The organism is Burkholderia sp. IMCC1007 (assembly GCF_027257875.1).
In the GTDB taxonomy this organism is placed as follows: domain Bacteria; phylum Pseudomonadota; class Gammaproteobacteria; order Burkholderiales; family Burkholderiaceae; genus Burkholderia.
In genome coordinates, this window is record NZ_JAPVQY010000024.1 from 1 (window position 1) to 18,410 (window position 18,410).

Annotated in this window: 16 protein-coding genes and 2 pseudogenes; 8 read left to right on the plus strand and 10 right to left on the minus strand. The window is 63.0% G+C overall.

Features of this window, described 5'->3' with window-relative positions:
• Positions 1–35 precede the first annotated feature (35 nt).
• The gene (locus O1Q03_RS20610) at positions 36–170 is read right to left on the minus strand and encodes an entericidin A/B family lipoprotein (RefSeq protein ID WP_269505784.1); all 135 of its coding nucleotides are present in this window, start codon (positions 168–170) and stop codon (positions 36–38) included.
• A gap of 233 nt (positions 171–403) precedes the next feature.
• Between O1Q03_RS20610 and O1Q03_RS20615 the strand changes: the two genes are divergently transcribed.
• A complete protein-coding gene (locus O1Q03_RS20615; protein WP_269505785.1) occupies positions 404–1,699 on the plus strand; it encodes an aspartate carbamoyltransferase in 1,296 nt (431 codons plus the stop codon).
• 140 nt (positions 1,700–1,839) lie between these two features.
• Here O1Q03_RS20615 and O1Q03_RS20620 read toward each other — a convergent pair whose 3' ends face one another.
• Together O1Q03_RS20620 and O1Q03_RS20625 are read right to left on the minus strand one after the other, a co-directional pair.
• Complete coding sequence (locus O1Q03_RS20620; protein WP_269505786.1) at positions 1,840–2,259, minus strand: type II toxin-antitoxin system VapC family toxin; 420 nt, start codon at positions 2,257–2,259, stop codon at positions 1,840–1,842.
• Positions 2,256–2,495 (minus strand): FitA-like ribbon-helix-helix domain-containing protein, encoded by a 240-nt coding sequence (locus O1Q03_RS20625; protein ID WP_269505865.1) that lies wholly within the window; start codon positions 2,493–2,495, stop codon positions 2,256–2,258. Before O1Q03_RS20625 ends, O1Q03_RS20620 begins: the two co-directional genes overlap by 4 nt.
• 320 nt (positions 2,496–2,815) lie before the next feature.
• Here O1Q03_RS20625 and O1Q03_RS20630 point away from each other — a divergent pair, with 320 nt between their 5' ends.
• The 6 genes from O1Q03_RS20630 to O1Q03_RS20655 all read left to right on the plus strand — a co-directional run bounded on the left by O1Q03_RS20630 (position 2,816) and on the right by O1Q03_RS20655 (position 8,005).
• Complete coding sequence (locus O1Q03_RS20630) at positions 2,816–5,059, plus strand: TonB-dependent receptor (protein WP_269505787.1); 2,244 nt, start codon at positions 2,816–2,818, stop codon at positions 5,057–5,059.
• Between the two features lie 3 nt (positions 5,060–5,062).
• Entirely contained in the window at positions 5,063–5,818 is a 756-nt protein-coding gene (locus O1Q03_RS20635; RefSeq protein ID WP_269505788.1) for a tetratricopeptide repeat protein, read from the plus strand.
• Positions 5,815–6,498: a Fe2+-dependent dioxygenase gene (locus tag O1Q03_RS20640; protein ID WP_269505789.1), complete on the plus strand. Its 684-nt coding sequence runs from the start codon at positions 5,815–5,817 to the stop codon at positions 6,496–6,498. Before O1Q03_RS20635 ends, O1Q03_RS20640 begins: the two co-directional genes overlap by 4 nt.
• An 84-nt stretch (positions 6,499–6,582) precedes the next feature.
• Positions 6,583–6,822 carry a type II toxin-antitoxin system Phd/YefM family antitoxin gene (locus O1Q03_RS20645; RefSeq protein WP_269505790.1) on the plus strand — a complete coding sequence of 80 codons (240 nt, stop codon included), beginning with the start codon at positions 6,583–6,585 and terminating at the stop codon, positions 6,820–6,822.
• The gene (locus tag O1Q03_RS20650; protein ID WP_269505866.1) at positions 6,819–7,214 is read left to right on the plus strand and encodes a type II toxin-antitoxin system VapC family toxin; all 396 of its coding nucleotides are present in this window, start codon (positions 6,819–6,821) and stop codon (positions 7,212–7,214) included. Before O1Q03_RS20645 ends, O1Q03_RS20650 begins: the two co-directional genes overlap by 4 nt.
• Before the next feature lie 206 nt (positions 7,215–7,420).
• Positions 7,421–8,005 (plus strand): nucleotidyltransferase family protein, encoded by a 585-nt coding sequence (locus O1Q03_RS20655; protein WP_269505791.1) that lies wholly within the window; start codon positions 7,421–7,423, stop codon positions 8,003–8,005.
• A 628-nt stretch (positions 8,006–8,633) separates the two neighbouring features.
• Here the strand turns inward: O1Q03_RS20655 and panE are convergent.
• Entirely contained in the window at positions 8,634–9,572 is a 939-nt protein-coding gene (panE, locus tag O1Q03_RS20660; RefSeq protein ID WP_269505792.1) for a 2-dehydropantoate 2-reductase, read from the minus strand.
• 259 nt (positions 9,573–9,831) lie between these two features.
• On the opposite strand from panE, the gene O1Q03_RS20665 reads away from it, so the two are divergent.
• Complete coding sequence (locus tag O1Q03_RS20665) at positions 9,832–11,385, plus strand: methyl-accepting chemotaxis protein (RefSeq protein ID WP_269505793.1); 1,554 nt, start codon at positions 9,832–9,834, stop codon at positions 11,383–11,385.
• An 84-nt stretch (positions 11,386–11,469) separates the two neighbouring features.
• Here the strand turns inward: O1Q03_RS20665 and O1Q03_RS20670 are convergent, their stop codons facing one another.
• The 6 genes and pseudogenes from O1Q03_RS20670 to O1Q03_RS20695 form a co-directional block, all read right to left on the minus strand.
• Positions 11,470–11,727, minus strand: a complete 258-nt coding sequence (locus tag O1Q03_RS20670; protein ID WP_269505794.1) for a PAAR domain-containing protein — start codon at positions 11,725–11,727, stop codon at positions 11,470–11,472.
• Between the two features lie 73 nt (positions 11,728–11,800).
• A pseudogene (locus O1Q03_RS20675) lies at positions 11,801–13,143 on the minus strand (virulence factor).
• Between the two features lie 66 nt (positions 13,144–13,209).
• Positions 13,210–13,419 (minus strand): annotated as a pseudogene (locus tag O1Q03_RS20680) (virulence factor); the annotation flags it as partial.
• A 53-nt stretch (positions 13,420–13,472) separates the two neighbouring features.
• Positions 13,473–14,477 carry a hypothetical protein gene (locus tag O1Q03_RS20685; RefSeq protein WP_269505795.1) on the minus strand — a complete coding sequence of 335 codons (1,005 nt, stop codon included), beginning with the start codon at positions 14,475–14,477 and terminating at the stop codon, positions 13,473–13,475.
• Positions 14,478–14,649: 172 nt separating this feature from the next.
• Complete coding sequence (locus O1Q03_RS20690) at positions 14,650–15,993, minus strand: virulence factor (RefSeq protein WP_269505796.1); 1,344 nt, start codon at positions 15,991–15,993, stop codon at positions 14,650–14,652.
• Between the two features lie 134 nt (positions 15,994–16,127).
• On the minus strand, positions 16,128–18,305 hold the full coding sequence (locus O1Q03_RS20695; RefSeq protein WP_442865817.1) for a T6SS effector phospholipase Tle3 domain-containing protein: 2,178 nt from the start codon (positions 18,303–18,305) through the stop codon (positions 16,128–16,130).
• Between the last annotated feature and the right edge of the window lie 105 nt (positions 18,306–18,410).

Here is an 18,410-nt window from a genome sequence, read left to right on the forward strand (position 1 = left end):
GGCCCGGCGCCTTCTGCATTCCGGAACCGGTCGGCTTACTTGGCCTTTTCAGCCGAATCGCTTATCGCGTGGCCACCCTTCGAAATATCCTCACCCATGCCTGCAACGGTATTGCAACCGGCGAGCGCGGCGGTCATCACCAGCAGCATTGCAGCAATCGTACGCGTCATTCTCGTTCTCCTTCGAATCAACAAGCCCGACCGGGCGAAGCGTCTGCGGCGCGGCGCCCTGCGACATGCAGGACACGGGGCCCGACCTGATTATACGGAGACAGCCGCCGCGCGCCAGTCCGCGCCGGCAGGCGTGACACCGCCCCGACAAGCGGTTCGCACAGATTTTCCTTGACTTCGCCGCTCCTCGAACTAATATACGCACCGCGTATATTTTCCACGAGGTGCCGCCGATGACCGTTCCCCAGCAAGCCTTCCTGCGCGACGCGATGCGCCGCCTCAACATGACCCGCGAAGCGTTCGCGAACCGCATCGGCGTGAGCCGCCGTGCGCTGGATACATGGCTGTTGCCCGACGATTCGCAGGAATCGCGCGGCATGCCCGAGATCGTCGAGCGCTTCGTGTCGGAAATCGTCGAGCGCTCGGAACCGGAAGGCGCAAACCATACGCAAAGCGTAGATAAGCAGGGGCTCTCGAAGCATTTCCTGTTCGAAGGCAAGCCGCAGCTGATCTCGGTGGACCAGTTCTCGCGGGATTCGGTCGAGGCACTGTTCCGCGTCGCCGACGTGATGCAGCCGATCGCGCGCCGCCACAAGATTTCGCGCGTGCTCGAAGGCGCCGTGCTCGGCAACCTGTTCTTCGAAGCCAGCACGCGCACGCGCGTGTCGTTCGGCGCCGCGTTCTGCCGGCTCGGCGGCTCGGTGTGCGACACGACCGGCTTCACGTTCTCGTCGATGGCCAAGGGCGAATCGATCTACGACACGAGCCGCGTGATGGCCGGCTACGTCGATGCGCTCGTGATCCGCCATCCGGAGAAGGGCTCGGTGGCCGAGTTCGCCCGCGCGACCAACCTGCCGGTGATCAATGGCGGCGACGGCCCGGGCGAACATCCGAGCCAGGCGCTGCTCGATCTCTATACGATCCAGCGCGAGTTCTCGCGACTCGGCAAGATCGTCGACGGCGCGCATATCGCCCTCGTGGGCGACCTGAAGTACGGCCGCACCGTGCATTCGCTCGTCAAGCTGCTCGCGCTGTACCGCGGGCTGAAGTTCACGCTCGTGTCGCCGCCGACGCTCGAAATGCCGGCCTACATCATCGACCAGATCGCGACGAACGGCCACGTGATCGAGCAGACGAACGACCTCGCGGCCGGGCTGCGCGGCGCGGACGTCGTCTATGCGACGCGGATCCAGAAGGAGCGCTTCACCGACGAGTCGTTCGAAGGCTACACGCCGGATTTCCAGATCAACCAGGCACTCGTCGATTCGGTCTGCAAACCTGACACGCTGATCATGCATCCGCTGCCGCGCGACAGCCGGCCCGGCGCGAACGACCTGTCGGTCGACCTGAACCGCGATCCGCGCCTCGCGATCTTCCGCCAGACCGACAACGGCATCCCGGTGCGCATGGCGATCTTCGCGGTGCTGCTCGGCGTCGAGAACCTCGTCCAGCATTCGATGCGCGACGCAACGTGGCGCCCGCCGGCATACCTCGGGCCCGAGGATGCGGTGTTTCACGGGATCGATTGATCCGCATCCGGTGCTGCGCGGCCGGCCTTGGACTGCTTCAGTTCAAGGGCCGCGCGCCGACGGAACGCCCAACACGCGCCGCCTTGCACGGCGCGTTTTTCATCTTCGCTGGAGGTAACGTGGCGCCGACCCGCTCGGCATCAGCCGGCCCACGGGTCGATCACGCGCAGGCCCGCCGCTTCGAACGGCGCGACGTCGCGCGTGGCCACGATCAGGCCGTTCGCTGCGGCGGTCGCGGCGACGAAGCCATCGGCAGACGCCATCGCATTGCCCGTGGCACGCGCCTTCGCACGGAGGCTTGCATACGCCTGACTGGCCGCATCGTCGAACGGCAGGATCCGGCCGCGAAACAACGGCACGACGCGTTGCTCGATGCTTTGGTGCAGCCAGTCTCGCCTGCGCCCTTCGGGCAACACGGCCACGCCGAATCGCATCTCCGCCAGCGTGATCGCCGCAAGAAACAGTGTCTCGACGTTCTGCGCGTCGAGCCATTCGATCACGGCCGCACTCGGCTCGCGTCGCAGCGGCTCGGAAATGACGTTGGTATCGACCAGGATCATTCGAAGCTCATCGGATCGGTTGGCGCCGTGTCGCGCCGAACCTCGAAATCGATACCGCCAGCCTCCCGCCCGATTTCAGCCAGCAGCGTTCCCAGCCTGGGGCGCCCGCTGGTGCGAACGGCTTGCTCGAGGATATCGCGCACCTCGGCCTCGGTACTGCGGCCATGTTGCGCGGCACGGATTCGAAGCGCGCGGTGCACCTCGTCGGGCAGATTTCGAACGGTGATCACGGGCATGATGCGCCTCACTACATTTGCTTTCAATGCAGTCATATTATCACCTTGCAGTCACTTTGAACGAGTGAAGATGTAGCCACTTTAAGCCGCCCGCCGCGGCTTTCATACTCGGCCATTCGGCCATCTCCCCCGCTCCGCAAGCCTTCGCGCCCTCCGCCACATTCGTCAACAATTTCCTTACAAATGCGAACAAGAACGCTTCTCATTTAACAAGAAATTACATAGAATGCCGCCTGAAACGAAATCGTAATAATTCCGGGCGGCATGCACCTTTTCGTACCGCGCCGTTTCCGGGCCACACAGCGAGGTCGAACCGAACCATGAAGTCACGCCCTGAAGAGCTGAAGCTCGGCAAATTCACCACCCTGTGCAGCGTGCTCGCCGCGAGCCCTGCATTCGCCGACGGCACGCCGTCGCCCGCTCCGGTCAGCACCGAAGGCCATCTCGCGCCGATCGAAGTCCAGGGCAAGGCCGAGCACAGCTACAAGGCCGACTTTTCCGCGTCCGTGAAATTCACCGCGCCGCTCGTCGATACGCCGAAATCGGTCACCGTGATTCCGCAGGCGCTGATCCAGAGCAGCGGCGCGGCCACCCTGACCGAAGCGCTGCGCACCGTGCCCGGCATCACGTTCGGCGCCGGCGAAGGCGGCAACCCGCTCGGCGACCGTCCGTTCATTCGCGGCTACGACACGCAAGGCAGCATGTTCGTCGACGGCATGCGCGACACGGGTGCCACCACGCGCGAGATCTTCAACACCGAACGCGTCGAGATCACCAAGGGTTCCGACGGCGCGTACGGCGGCCGCGGCGGCGCCGGCGGCAGCATCAACCTGATCACGAAGGCGCCGCATCTCGGCACGACCGCCGCCGCCAGCGCGGGCCTCGGCACCGACCGCTATCGGCGCTTCACCGCCGACGGCAACTGGCAGTTCGCCGATCACGCCGCGTTCCGCCTGAACCTGATGAGCCACAACAACGACGTCGCCGGCCGCGACGCCGTCAACAACGAGCGCTGGGGCGTCGCACCGTCGATCGCGTTCGGTCTCGGCACGCCGACGCGCGTGACCGCGAGCTACTACCACCTGTCGACCGACGACATGCCCGACGGCGGCATCCCGTACTTCTACACGACGTCGAACAAGCCGGCGAACGTCGGCACGATCTATCCGGCGCCCGTCGATCGCCACAACTTCTACGGGCTGATCGACCGCGACTTCCGCAAGACCACATCGGACATCAGCACGATCAAGATCGAGCACGACATCACGCCGAACCTCACGGTGCGCAACACCACGCGCTACACGGAATCGACGCAGGACTACATCTGGACGCAGCCGGACGACAGCCAGGGCAACGTGGTGAACGGCAAGGTCTGGCGCCGCAACAACAACCGCGACAGCTCGATCAACAGCCTCGCGAACCTGACCGAGCTGTTCGGCGAATTCCGCACCGGCCCGTTCAAGCACAGCTTCACGACCGGCATCGAGCTGACACGCGAATGGGGCAAGCGCGATTCGTACACGGTCGCGACCGACAAGGGCACGATCTGCCAGAAAGGCATCGGTGCGCCGTCGGGCTACAACTGCACGAGCCTGTGGTCGCCGAATCCGAACGATCCGTGGGCCGGCTCCGTCACGCGCAACAACGACTACGCGCATGCGCGCACCACAACGAAGTCGATCTACGGCTTCGACACGATCGAGATCACGCCGCGCTGGCAGGTGAATGCCGGCGTGCGCGTCGACGACTACTCGACCCGCTTCACCGACACCAAGGCGAACGGCGGCAAGACCTATACGCGCGACGACACGCTCTTCAACTGGCAGGCCGGCCTCGTGTTCAAGCCCGCGCAGAACGGCAGCATCTACGCGTCGTATGCGACGTCGTCGACGCCGGCCGGCATGCTGCTCGGCGAAGGCAGCGAAACGCAGTCGCTCACGCCGGGCCGCGGCGGCGTCGGCCCGAACGCGGATCAGATGTCCCCCGAGAAGAACCGCAGCATCGAGCTCGGCACGAAGTGGAACGTGCTGAACGACAAGCTGTCGCTGACGGCCGCGCTGTTCCAGATCGACACGACGAATGCGCGCGTGACGCTGCCCAACAACCAATACGCAATGGTCGGCAACAAGCGCGTGCAGGGTCTCGAGCTCGGCGTCGCCGGCCAGATCACCAAGCAGTGGCAGGTGTTCGGCGGCTACACGTACATGAAGAGCCAACTGCGCGACAACGGCAAGGACGCCGCGAACGACGGCAACCGCTTCCCGAACACGCCGAAGCACAGCCTGACGATGTGGTCGAACTACGACATCACGCCGAAGTTCACTGTCGGCGGCGGCGCGTTCTACATGTCGGAAGTGTTCGGCGATCCTGCGAACCTGCGCGCCGTGCCGTCGTACTGGCGCTTCGATGCGATGGCGCAGTACCGGATCAACAAGAAGCTCGACCTGCAGCTGAACGTGAACAACCTGTTCAACCGCACGTATTTCGATCAGGCGTATCCGGCGCACTACGCGTCGATCGCACCGGGCCGCTCGGCGTTCGTCACGCTGAACGCGCGCTACTGATCGATGGAAGCCGTCTCGCTGAAGGCACTCGCGTCGGTGTCGCCGCGCGCGTTCGCCGAGATTCTCGCCGGGCCGCCCGAGCGCGCCGCCGCGTGGGTCGCGGCGGCCGCGGACAACGGCATCGTCGACGCTCAGGCCGTCTACGGGCAGTACCTGCTCGACGGGCACGGCGTCGCGCGCGATCCGGCCGCCGCGTTCGGCTGGTTCCGCCATGCGGCGCGGGCCGGCCATCCGATGGCGATGAACATGCTCGGCCGCTGCTACGAGTTCGGCTGGGGCACGGCCGCATCCGCGCCGGTGGCCGTGTACTGGTATCGGCTCGCCGCGCAGGCCGGGCTCGACTGGGGGATGTACAACTATGCGACGGCGCTCGCGCTCGGCAATGGCGTCGACGAGAACCGCGCCGACGCGCTCGCCTGGTTTCGCCGGGCGGCCGCGCTCGGTCATGCGAAATCGATCAACCTGATCGGCGGTTTCTACGAGGACGGCTGGGTCGTACCCGTCGACGCCGATGCCGCGTTCGATCACTATCGTCGCGCGGCCGAGGCCGGCGACTTCCGCGGTCAGTTCAACTATGCGCGGCTGCTCGCCGAGCGCGGGCGCGTCGACGAAGCGCTCGCCTGGCTCGCGCGTGTACCGGCCACCGCGACACCCGCGTTCATCGCAAAGATGCGCGCGTATCTGTTGTCGTCGCCGCTCGACGCTTTTCGTTTGGCGGCCATGCAGCTCGCGCCGCACGCAATGGAATCCGCATCGTGATGCTTCATATCCCCAGCGTACTGACCAAAGCGCAAGTCGCGCAATGCCGCGAATTGCTCGATGCCGCCGACTGGGTCGACGGCAACGCGACGTCCGGCGCGCAGTCGGCGCTCGCGAAACGCAACCGGCAATTGCCGGAAGGTTCGCCGATCGCACGCACCGTCGGCGACGCGATCCAGGATGCGCTTGCCTGCCATCCGCTGTTCTTTTCGGCGGCGCTGCCGCTCAAGGTGTTTCCGCCGTTGTTCAATCGCTATGCAGGCGGCGAGACGTTCGGCACGCATGTGGACAATGCGATCCGGCTGCTGCGCGGCACGGATTTTCGCGTGCGCAGCGACCTGTCGGCGACGCTGTTCCTCGAAGAACCCGATGCGTACGACGGCGGCGAGCTGTGCGTCGAGGATCCGTACGGCGTGCATCGCGCGAAGCTGCCGGCGGGCGATCTCGTGCTGTATCCGGCGTCGAGCCTGCATCACGTGACGCCTGTGACGCGCGGCGAGCGCGTCGCGTCGTTCTTCTGGATTCAAAGCATGGTGCGCGACGATGGAGATCGCACGCTGCTATTTCAGCTCGATACGCAGATTCAGGCGTTGTCCGCGGAGAAAGGCGCGAAAGATCCGATGGTCATCGCGTTGACGGGGATTTATCACAACCTGTTGAGGAAGTGGGCGGATGCGTGAGCGGCGTCCCAGCCCCGACCGATTGCTTGCACCGATCCAGCACCCGGCCTAAAATGACCATCGTCAAATGACCATGCTCATATCATGATGCCGCACGCTCCCGTATCGAAATCCGAATTCAAGGCTCGCGCCCTCGAATACTTCCGTCTCGTCGAAGCGTCGGGCGAAAGCCTGATCGTCACCGACCATGGCAAGCCGACGCTGGAAATCCGGCCATACCGCTCGCGCGAAGCCCAGCCGTTGGACATATTGCGCGGCTCGGTCATGCGCTATGACAATCCTCTCGATCCGATTGCGGAAGATGATTGGGAGGCGTCGCAGTGATCGTGCTGGATACACATGCATTGGTGTGGTGGGTGGCAGGCGACCCTTCGCTCAGCAAGAAAGCGCGAAGCGCGATCGAGCGTGCGCTCGGGGAAGGCACGCTCGCCGCATCCGCGATCTCCGCATGGGAGATTGCCATGCTGGTGCGCAATGACCGCCTCGCGCTGACGATGGACGTCGACGCATGGCTCGCCACCGTCGCGCAAATCGACGGCATTCGCTTCGTGCCCGTCGATGCCGATATCGCCGCGAAGTCGACCGACCTCCCTGGCACCTTCCACAAGGATCCGGCCGACCGGATGATCGTCGCCACCGCGCGGCGGCTCGGTGCGCCGCTCGTCACCCGGGACGAGAAGATCCGCGCCTACGCGCACGTCAAGACGCTCTGGTAATCCACTGATCATCAGGAGCGGCAGCGCAACAGCGCCTGCCCCGGGATTCCGGCCGCGCGGCGATTAGTCTGACCAGGCGAGGCCCGCCTCACCGCCATCCCTGACATTCTTTCCGCCCTGCCGGCCCGCATCGGTAACATCCGGACTTGCCGAGCCCCGCCCGCTCCCGCACAATCGGGCCACCTGCGTCCCTCCCCCCTGCGCCGATGCCCTATGCGTCACTCGCCACCGGCGTCCTGCTCGCCGGCGGCCTCGGTCAACGCTTCGACCCGAGCGGTCTGCAAAGCAAGCTGCTCGCACTGCTCCCCGACGGCACGCCAGTCGCGGTCGCGGCTGCCCGTCATCTCGCGGCCGCCACGGCCGACGTGATCGCCGTCGTGCGCCCTGGCGCCGACAAACTCGCGACTCTGCTGAACGAAGCGGGCTGCCAGGTCGTCTATGCACCCGACACGACGCGCGGGATGGGCGCGAGCCTTGCGGCGGGCGTGCGCACGACGCCGGAAGCCACCGGCTGGCTGGTCGCGCTCGCCGACATGCCGTGGATTGCGGCATCCACGTACGAAGTGCTCACGCGCGCGCTCGATGCCGACGACGCGTCGATCGTCGCCCCCGTGCACCAGGGCGTGCGCGGTCATCCGGTCGGCTTCGCCGCCTGCCACTACGACGCGCTGGCCGCACTCGATGGCGATACGGGCGCCCGCACGCTGTTTGCCAGCGCCCCGGTGAACCTGCTCGACGTCGACGACCCCGGCATCCTGCGCGACGTCGATACGCCGGCGGATCTGCGCTGACGCACAGCCGATTGCACCGTCTCACTGGTCGCCCTGGCCGCAATGTGCATCGCGCGTGCCCGTTCGTCATGCGCGCCGACGCGATACCCGCGAATGCTTGAATTTGCCGGCAATTCGCATGCTGCCGCGAGATTCCCGCTGCAAACGCGCGCCCGATTGCCTATAACGAAGACGAGGCGCGCGCGCCGCGCCACCGCCATCACGCATTGCGCGAGCTCTCCATGGACCACACGACACCGATGCCGGAGCCCCCGGCCGACCCGAATCGCGATCCGGAAGACGACCCATTGTCGCCACCGGCGCCCGGGCATCCCCACGACAATCCGCAGCAACCCGACGGGCCGCCGAGCAAGGATCCGGTTTAACCGGGCGCCCGCGCGCGGCTGCGCCGCCGACATGCTTGCCCCTCTGCGCTGGACGATGATCCGTCGCCGCGGCGACACCGCACGCGCGCCGGCCGCTGCACCGTAGAACCGCGCTCGATCGATCGCCGCGGATGGCCGGCTGACAAGCCACGCACATCGCTCGGCTTGCAGGTAGCGCCCGCAGAATCGCCACGCGCGCATGACGCCATGCGCTGCACAGCCGCATGCCCGGCAATACATCGCGACGAAAGCCGCTTGCACGACTACCCCGCCGCGCGTTCCCGGGCGACGCGCACCTCGTATGTCTTCAGGTGGTTGTACGCGATCCGCAGCAGCGACAGCGCATCCGTCGCCTGCGGATCGCGGCGTGCGAGCAGGTCGCCGATCACGTGATCGGCCTCGACCCGCGCATGGTTCTCGACGTCGCGCAGCATCGACGCGGTCAGCGGCGACGGCGTCAGCACCATCCGCTGCATCCGTTCGATCGCCGCCGGGTCGGACCGGTGCCCGTTGTGCGCGGCGATCGCGCTGCATTCGGCGAGCATCGTCTCGAGCAAACGACGGCCGTCCGGCGCCGCGAGAATGTCGCCGATCGCGCCGCGAAACAGCGACGTACTCGCCGCGAGCGTCGCGAGGAATATCCACTTCTCCCACATGCGCGCGGCGATGTCGTCGCTGAGCGTCGCGTCGAAGCCTGCGCCGCCGAGCACGTCTGCCAGCGCGCGCACGCGTGCCGATTCGCCACCGGCGAGTTCCCCGAACGACAATCCATGCGTGTCGTTCAGATGCACGATCCGCTGCTCGCGATCGAGCGTGGCCGCGATCACGCACAGGCCGCCCAGCACCTGCGCGGCACCGAACCGGTCGCGCAGCACGTCGAGATGGCGCATCCCGTTGAGCATCGGCAGGATCAGCGTCGACGGCCCGACGAACGGCGCGAACGATGCAATCGCATCGTCGAGGCTGTACGCCTTGCAGCTCAGCAGCACGAGGTCGAACGGCGCGGCCGTGTCGGTCGCGCGCACGGTCTGCACGTTCGCAAGCGTCAGGTCGCCGCGCGGGCTGCGAATCAGCAGCCCGTCGCGCGCGAGCGCGGCCGCACGACCGTCGCGCACCAGGAACGTCACGTCGCGCCCCGCCGCCGCGAGCCGGCCGCCGAAATATCCGCCGACCGCGCCGGCCCCTACCACCAGAATTCGCATCGCTGCCTCCTTTCGGTTTCGTTCGGCGTCGCCATCCGCGCTCGGGCCTCCCGGGCGGACGGCGCAGCCGCCATCGTCCGACAGTATAGCGACGCTCATTATGTATATGCATAGATACCCGTACCGCGCTCGGTGGCATGGGCGGCGGCACGGCGTCTAAGGGATTTCCCGTCTACGGCAACGTTCGCTGCGCGCCGTCAAAGACTTATCTCGTCACGCCGTTCCGGCGCGCGCGTTCGACCGACCGACCTCATCCACCATGCGCACACTCTCCCTGAACCAGAAACTTGCTTCGATGATCGTCATCCTGTGGCTTGGCCTGCTCGTGATCGCCGGAATCGGCGCATGGCAGACCCGCGCATCGATGATCACCGACCGCCGCGACCAGCTTGCGACACTGGTGGCGCAGGCCGCGAGCGTCGCCGACCACTACTACAAGCTGTCGCAGCAGAACGCGCTGCCGGAAGCCGATGCGAAGCAGAAGGCGCTCGAGGCGATCGCCGCGATGCGCTACGGCGCCGACGGCTACATCTCGATCAACGACTCGAAGCCGGTGATCGTGATGCATCCGATCAAGACCGACCTCAACGGCAAGGACGTGTCGAATTTCGCGGATCCGAACGGCAAGCACCTGTTCATCGAAATCGTGAAGGCCGGCAACGTGAAAGGCGGCAAGGGTTTCGTCGAATATCTGTGGCCGAAGCCGGGCGCCGACAAGCCGCAGGACAAGACCAGCGCGGTGCAACGCTTCGCGCCGTGGGACTGGTATCTCGTGACGGGCATGTACATGGACGACGTGCGCTCCGCCGTGCTCGCGAGCATCGGCCGCTGGCTCGCGATGACGGCCGTGCTCGGCGCGATCGCGACCGCCGTGATGGTGCTCGTGCTGAAAAGCGTGCGCGCGAGCCTCGGCGGCGAGCTCGAAGTCGCGCTCGACACCGCGCAGCGCATCGCGCAAGGCGACCTGACCGCGCGCGTGAACGTGAAGCACGACGATCACGGCAGCCTGCTGCATGCATTGCACATGATGCAGGGCGGACTGATCGACATGGTGTCGCGCGTACGGATGGGCACCGAGAACATCAACGTCGGCGCGAGCGAGATCGCGTCGGGCAACACGGACCTGTCGCAGCGCACCGAGGAACAGGCGGCCGCGCTCGTGCAGACCGCGTCGAGCATGGATCAGATGACCGCGAACGTGAAGCAGAACGCGGAAAGCGCCGCGCAGGCCGCGACCCTCGCGGACCAGGCCGCGCAAGTCGCGACGCGCGGCAGCGCGGTGGTCGACGATGTCGTGCGCACGATGAACGAAATCACCGATCGCTCGCACAAGATCGGCGACATCATCGGCGTGATCGACGGTATCGCGTTCCAGACCAACATCCTTGCGCTGAACGCGGCCGTCGAGGCAGCGCGTGCGGGCGAACAGGGCCGCGGCTTCGCGGTGGTCGCGGCCGAAGTGCGCTCGCTCGCGCAACGCTCGGCGACGGCTGCGAAAGAAATCAAGACGCTGATCGTGTCGTCGAACGAGACGGTCGAGCACGGCGCGACGCTCGTCACGCATGCTGGCGAGACGATGGCCGAGATCGTGCAGTCGGTGCGGCGGGTCAACGAGATCCTCGACGAGATCAGCCATGCGTCGCGCGAGCAGAGCTCGGGAATCGAACAGGTCAATCGCGCGGTGGGCGAGATGGATCAGGTCACGCAGCAGAACGCGGCGCTCGTCGAGGAAGCCGCCGCCGCCGCGCATTCGCTGCGCGATCAGGCCGAAGCACTGCGGGAAGCCGTCACGCGGTTCGCGTTGCCGGCGTGACGGTGTCGGGCCGGCTACGTTCGGCCCGCATCACACCGCGTGTCGGATCTTGACGATGCAGGGCTCGCGGCTCGATGGGTATGTTCAAACACGTCCGGAATTCAAAAGCGAAGAAGTCAATGCCGCGCCGCAAGACGTCTTGTGCCCATCGAACGCGGCGGCGCGCCCTTCGACGGTGAAATTCGGATCGCCTTCGACGATGGTGCACGTGCCGTGGACCGGACACGAACAGGTGTCGCCGACGCAAGCAACGGCGAGGCCCATCACCTTGCTTGTTGCTGCGCCGGACTCGACTCGGCCGCCGTGGGTGTGGGGATCGCCTACCCGGATGATTCCACGCATGTTTCCTCCTGTGAATGATTGGTGCGGGGTCGCGTTCGCGTTCGCGTGCGGCAGGCCACTGTGCTGGTTTGCGTCACCATGAATAACCCTGCATGCCGTAATCGGTATCGTGTCGGCGTCCCCACCATGGCAGGTAGGCGTTGTTTCCTCCGCGTGCGCGGAACCAGTCCTTGGTTGGATCGATCGGTGTGAGTTTCGATGGCGGCCTGACGACTACCGCGAAGGGGTGCTCGGGGTCGGTCGTGCCGGCGACGAGCGCGTTGCCGCCGAAGTGATTGATCCGGCCGATCGCGAGCGCCACGTTCGTCAATGCGCTGCCGGTGCCCATGTCGCCAAGCAGGCCGGCCGTGTTGAAGGTCTGCTTCATGTAGTCGAATTCCGGAAGGGTTTCGGTCAGCGTTTGCGCGAGGGAGGCAACGCGTGACGACGACGCATCACTGCCCTTGCCTGCGTCGTGAACGATGTACTCGATGTCTGGAACCGAGATGCCGGCGTTGCGGGCTGCTTGGTCGATGGTCGCCTTCCACGCTTGCACGGCGCGGGTGGTGCCGACTTGCCGCGCAATCGCCTGCGTGTCGCCGGTTGCGGCCTTGCCGATCCATGCGAGCGGTTCACGCTCGGTGTTGAAGTCGGACCGGCGAGGAACAGCGCGACAAGGTTCTCGTTGATCTGCGCATCCGTGGGCGGGAAGTTCGGTGCGTCCCAGTTGACTACCCACACGGTCTTGTCGGGGTTCGCCTGCAGGTAGTCCAATGCCCGGTTCAGCGATGTAAAGCCGGCGTTCGCTCCGCCTTGGGCGATTTGCACATCGGGGAGTGTGTCGCGACTCCACATCGTCGAAAAATGCGGGTTCCCGATCGAAAACGCCTTTCGAATCGAGTCACGCAAATAGCTTTGCGATTCGTCCGGTTCAAGTCGATCCGGAATCGCAAGCTCGACGCGAATGCCCGCCAGTTCGCGCCAGCCCTTTTTGTTGACCGGACTCACTGTGTAGAAATACTTTGGATTGGAGGCATAGCGCGACCGAAGAAGCAGCGGTAACTCGGAGATGTACTTACGATAGAAGCCTCTAAACGTTTCCTTGCCTTGGTTGCCATATGCGATACCCGCAACTGATTGCAGGGTAGTGAAAGACTTCGGATCGGTACGAATCATATCGTCATTCTTGTTCGGCGCGGCAAGCCCTTGTGTCCACAATAATTGCCATTCGGTCGGATAGTCCCGGCGTTGCAATGGGTTCAACCAGATCAGGCCAACTACCTGCGCGACGAACGGCTTCGCCTGTTCCTCCCGTGTCCGCGCGGCGTTCGCTGCAGGTTCCTGGGCAGATGCAGCTTGTGCAGACCGCGTCATGGCCGTGACGAACATAAACACCGCAAGCGCGGCCAAGGCACGTAAGACAACAAATCGTTTCATCCAATCTCCTGTTGCTCGACGCGGCGGTCGCGTTTGCTCGCACGCATGCCACCGCGTCTGCTTGCATCACCACGAATAACCCTGCATGCCGTAATCGGTATCGTGTCGGCGTCCCCACCACGGCAGGTAGGCGTTGTTTCCGCCGCGTGCGCGGAGCCAGTCCTTGGTCGGATCGATCGGCGTGAGTTTCGACGGCGGCCTGACGATGACCGCGAAGGGGTGTTCGGGGTCGGTCGTGCCGGCGACGAGTGCGTTGCCGCCGAAGTGATTGATCCGGCGATGGCGAAACGCAGACGATCCGACCCAATAATTATTGGGCAGCATCCCGACTATTGAATTGGCTCGCAATTCTTCCGGTCTTCCTCCGATGGTCCGCGGTGTTGGGCCGCATCCATCCAACCCAGATTGAATTGGGTATAACTGTAATGACATAACAGCGTGGGCTTTCCGGCGACGCTTTTGTCATCGACGGTTAAGGCATCAAGTGTGAGGGGAACAGAAGGAAATATAACATCGGCTAACGCGATTTGATGGGCTCTATACTTGATGTTGTAATTTCCAACCCAATATTCCGCCGCCTTGCCTGATACAACGCGATAGCCGATCGGCGCTGTTTTTGGTGAAACATAATACAAGGCCATCGATTGATGTAGCCGCACATCATCGCCCTCCGAAAACCGAAATAGGTCACTAGGAACAAATAGATCGGTCGGATAATCCTTTCTTTCATAATTCGGCTTCGGTTGTCTGGTAAAAATCCATTGATGTTCGTCATCGTAAACGACCAACTGAATATCTATAGCCACAGGGCTGGCGAGAGAGTTGTAATCTTCAATCTGCCTGTAACGCCGCGCCCCGCCCGGATCGCGATTCCTTTTATCGGCAACAAGGTCATCGGGAATTGCAAACACGATTTCTGGGTAGTTATTGAATGCACCCATGAAACGATATTTGGTGCCAGGTACATAGGCGGAGATTGGGCGGCGCATGGGTAGATTCGTACCGTAGACTCTCCAACTAATCGGAGGTGCATCCAGAAGGGCTTTCCAATCGGGTTTTGTTCCACTCTTCAAGGCGGCCAGAGTTTGCCATTTACAGTCGCTGCTCCGATCGTGGCAATTATTATACAAATAAAGCCTGATGCCCTCGCTTTCCAGCGTCAACCACGGACGTGGTTCAGCCGGAAAGCTATAAATTTTCTCGTAAGATTTCGTTGAAAAATGCGGCACAATCATCGGCGGGCAACCGGCTAGCAACACACTTATCGGCAGCGCGACGATCAATTTTATCTTTTTCAAATATTTGGATTTTAATGTCAGGGGCATGCTATTCATACCATTCCGCTATTTTCATATCGTCATTGTTAATCTGGAATCGTGGTGGTGACGAAAGGACACACCATGAGCGCCACCAAACCGGGCGCGATAGTAAATGGCTGCACTCGATCTCCTGTTACTAGACGCGGCGGTTACGTTCACATGCAGCGCGCCGCCAAGCCGATGTGCATCACCACGAATAACCTTGCGTGCCGTAATCGGTATCGTGCCGACGCCCCCACCACGGCAGGTAGGCGTTGTTGCCGCCGCGCGCGCGGAACCAGTCCTTGTCGGGATCGATCGGCGTGAGCTTCGACGGTGGCCGGACAACGACCGCGACGGGGTGCTCCGGATCGGTCGTGCCGGCGACGAGTGCGTTGCCGCCGAAGTGATTGATCCGGCCGATCGCGAGTGCGACGTTGGTCAATGCGCTGCCGGTTCCCATATCGCCGAGTAGACCCGCCGTGTTGAAGGTCTGCTTCATGTAGTCGAAGTCCGGAAGGGTTTCGGTCAGCGTTTGTGCGAGCGCGGCAACGCGCGACGACGACGCATCACTGCCCTTGCCTGCGTCGTGAACGATGTACTCGATGTTCGGAACCGCGATGCCGGCGTTGCGGGCCGCTTGGTCGATGGTTGCCTTCCACGCTTGCACGGCGCGGGTCGTGCCGACCTGCCGCGCAAACGCCTGCGTGTCGCCGGTCGCGGCCTTGCCGATCCACGCGAGCGGTTCGCGCTCGGTGTTGAAGTTCGGGCCGGCGAGGAACAGCACGACAAGGTTCTCGTTGATCTGCGCATCCGTGGGCGGGAAGTTTGGTGCGTCCCAGTTGATTGCCCACACGGTCTTGTCGGGGTTCGCCTGCAAGTAGTCCAGCGCGTTGTTCAGTGACGTGAAACCGGTGTTCGCACCGCCTTGGGTGAGTCGTACATCGGGGGGCGTGGGGTCGCTCCACATCGTCGGAAAATACGTATTTCCGATTGAAAACGTCTTTCGAATCGAGTCGCTCAAGTAGCTTCGCGAGTCGTCGGGTTCGAGTCGATCCGGAATGGCAAGCTCGACACGAATGCCTGCCAGTTCCCGCCAGTCTTTCTTATTGTCCGGGGCCACCGTGTAGAAGTATTTTGGATTGCCGGAATAGCGCGAGCTCAGCAGCAGAGGAAACTTGAACATGTACTTTTGGTAGAAGCCCTTGAACGTTTCTTCGCCTTCGTTGCCGTATGCGACACCCGCTACAGATTGCAGAGTTGTAAAAGACTTTGGATCGGTGCGCACCATATCGTCATTTTTGTTTGGCGCTGCAAGTCCCTGCGTCCACAGCAATTGCCACTCGGTCGGGTAGTCCATACGTTGTAATGGATTCAACCACATCAGGCCGATCACCTGCGCGACGAACGGCTTCGCCGGTACTTCAGCTGCTCGCGCGATGTTCCCTGCAGGTTCTTGGCCCGGGGCCGCCTGTGCGGGCCGCATCATGGCCGTGGTGAACATGAACACCGCCAGGGCGGACAGGGCAGGCAAGACAACGAATCGTTTCATCCAATCTCCTATTTCCAAGTGTGCCGGATCGGGTTGTTCAACATGTGCCATCAGCGTGGCCATGAGCACGGTGACAAGCATCCATGTCGACACGGCGACAGCTGCACGTCGCGGCCACGTAGCGATCAGCGCCTTCAAATCACACCCCCGACCTTCAAGTAAAAGTCACCTTCACGTTCATTCGTGATCGCGTCGGGAATCGTGCCTTCACCACCCTTGACGTGTACCCATTCGTGCATCGGTAGATCGTTCAATTTCCCGCGCGCGAAATATTCGTAGTACTTCTTGTTCGGATGGCCATTGGGAATTCCTTCCCCCATTCGCCAGTCCGCCTCAATGCGAAGTGATTTGAATTGCTTCTCGGTCAGGTAGCACAGACCCAAAGCAACGTCATACGCAAGCGCCTTTTCGGCGTGTTCTGGATTGGTCATCGTCGTCGAGTGGTTCGTTGGGCTATTGGTCGCACCGCGATCGAGCCAATCCACAATCTGCTTGTCGCGCCATTCCTTGTAGCCTTCGGGCACAGCGCTCTTTCCATCCTCACCAATGACGTGACCTTCGCGATCGAGCCATTCGGTATTCAGAGTGCGACGTGCCTCCATCCGCATCAACGCGCGATCCTCGTAGCGCTGCCCGGCTTCGGTTGCTGCCGTGCCCTGGGCAACGCTGTCCTCGTTCTTCTCCTTGTATTGGTCGTAGGGGTCGTCCGCGCGCTTGTCTACATCGGCCTTGCTCGCGTCACGCCAAGCGGCCGGTGGATCGTTACCTTCGTTGAAGTCGCTTACTGCGTCGCCATCCTTCGTTTCGACGGGTTTACCGAACCGCAATGCTTTCGGCGGGAATGGATCGTCCAGCGCGGGAGCATCCGCTACCACCGTCCAGCCTTTTGGTGGATCAGCGTTCACGCGCAGCATGTTCAATGCCGAACTGATTCCAGTCACGACGAACATGAGCGGTGCAGTTGCCAGCGTCGCCGCTATTCCAAAAACGCTTTCATTCCCTTTGATTGCGCCGATCAGATTGAACTTGGCTGGCGGCGAGGGCGGATACCAGAAGCCTGACTTCGTCCCTTGCTTGCCATGCCGCCAATCGTCTTCCCAATAGCGGTACGGTTTTTGCACACCAACAGGGAGGCCCGATGCGAACACGCGTTGTGTCAGGATGCCAGCGGCGCCGATATCGTCGAGTTCGTGTTTGCTGATGCCTCGCCAACCGATGCCCTGAACCGTCACCGCCGAAATGACCTGATCGTGCGGGCAGCAATACGCTGTGACGCGGCCATACGTCGATCCATTCAAGCCGTGTCGATCGCGATCCTCTTGCGCGGCATAAGACCGGTTGCTCGTCGGCGATACCCGTTTGTTTTTCATGTCTTCATCGACGTTGTCGACCGGCTGCTCGAAGTCTTTTCGAGCACCGATGATCGACAGGAACTTGCCGAAGGTCTTCGTGCGTGCGGCATAGGTCTGCCGCCCCCGATGCCCACTTCCATCTTTCGTCGCGCGTTGCGACCACGTATCCATGAACGTGTCGGATTTGTGCGGGCCGTCTGCATTCGCAAGGCTGTACGGCGCATTCGCCAGCACGTATGCGTCTGCCACGCAGTGCCCCGTCTGTCCCCATGGATCTTCGACGTCGGGGAATGCGTCTCCGAAGAAGGCTGCCGTGAGGCCCACGATGTTCCCTTGGCTATGACATACGACAGTGATCGGTACGTCAGCCTGCATCTGGCGAATCGACTCGATCAGTTTGGCCAAGCGCAACGCCGCGAGCACGCCATACGCACGCGGCGGCGCGCGATACAGCGGCCGGTTGGTCGGGTTGATGCCTTGCACCGTCATCCATCCCATCGTCCGGTCATCAAGACCGCCGTGCCAAAGGTCAGGCAGACTCGAACAACCGTTCGTGAACGGACCACCGCCCCAGTAGTCCTTTTCGTTCAGAAAGATCTTGTCGCCGTATTCCTTCAATTCCGCTGCGGTCGCCCGATAACCCCATCGGAAGTGAATGACAGGCGAAAACGACGGCTCGGGCTTGATGTAGTTGCCGGACCAAAGCTTCGGATTCAAAAACCCATCCGGCGTCACGCTTTCGGTGTACTTCGCCGGCGTCAATTGCCCGGCCTCGATGCCGCGATACATCAATTGATCGTCGAGCCGCCCGATCCGGCGATTAAGGCCTTTGCACAGTCCCTCCTCCGTCGCCTCGAACCATTCGCCCTCCGAATTCACGCCATGCACGAAGATGACGATCCCAGGCAATGGCATTTGCCTGATGCAGATAAGCGGCGTGTTCTTTGCGAACATCGTCATCCCTTCGACACCACCGACGATGATCGGCGGCGGTTCGGGGCGCGGCGCGGGTGCGTCGGACAAATCCGCTTTAGAGCCAGGCTCGTCAGTACGAGCATCTGCTAT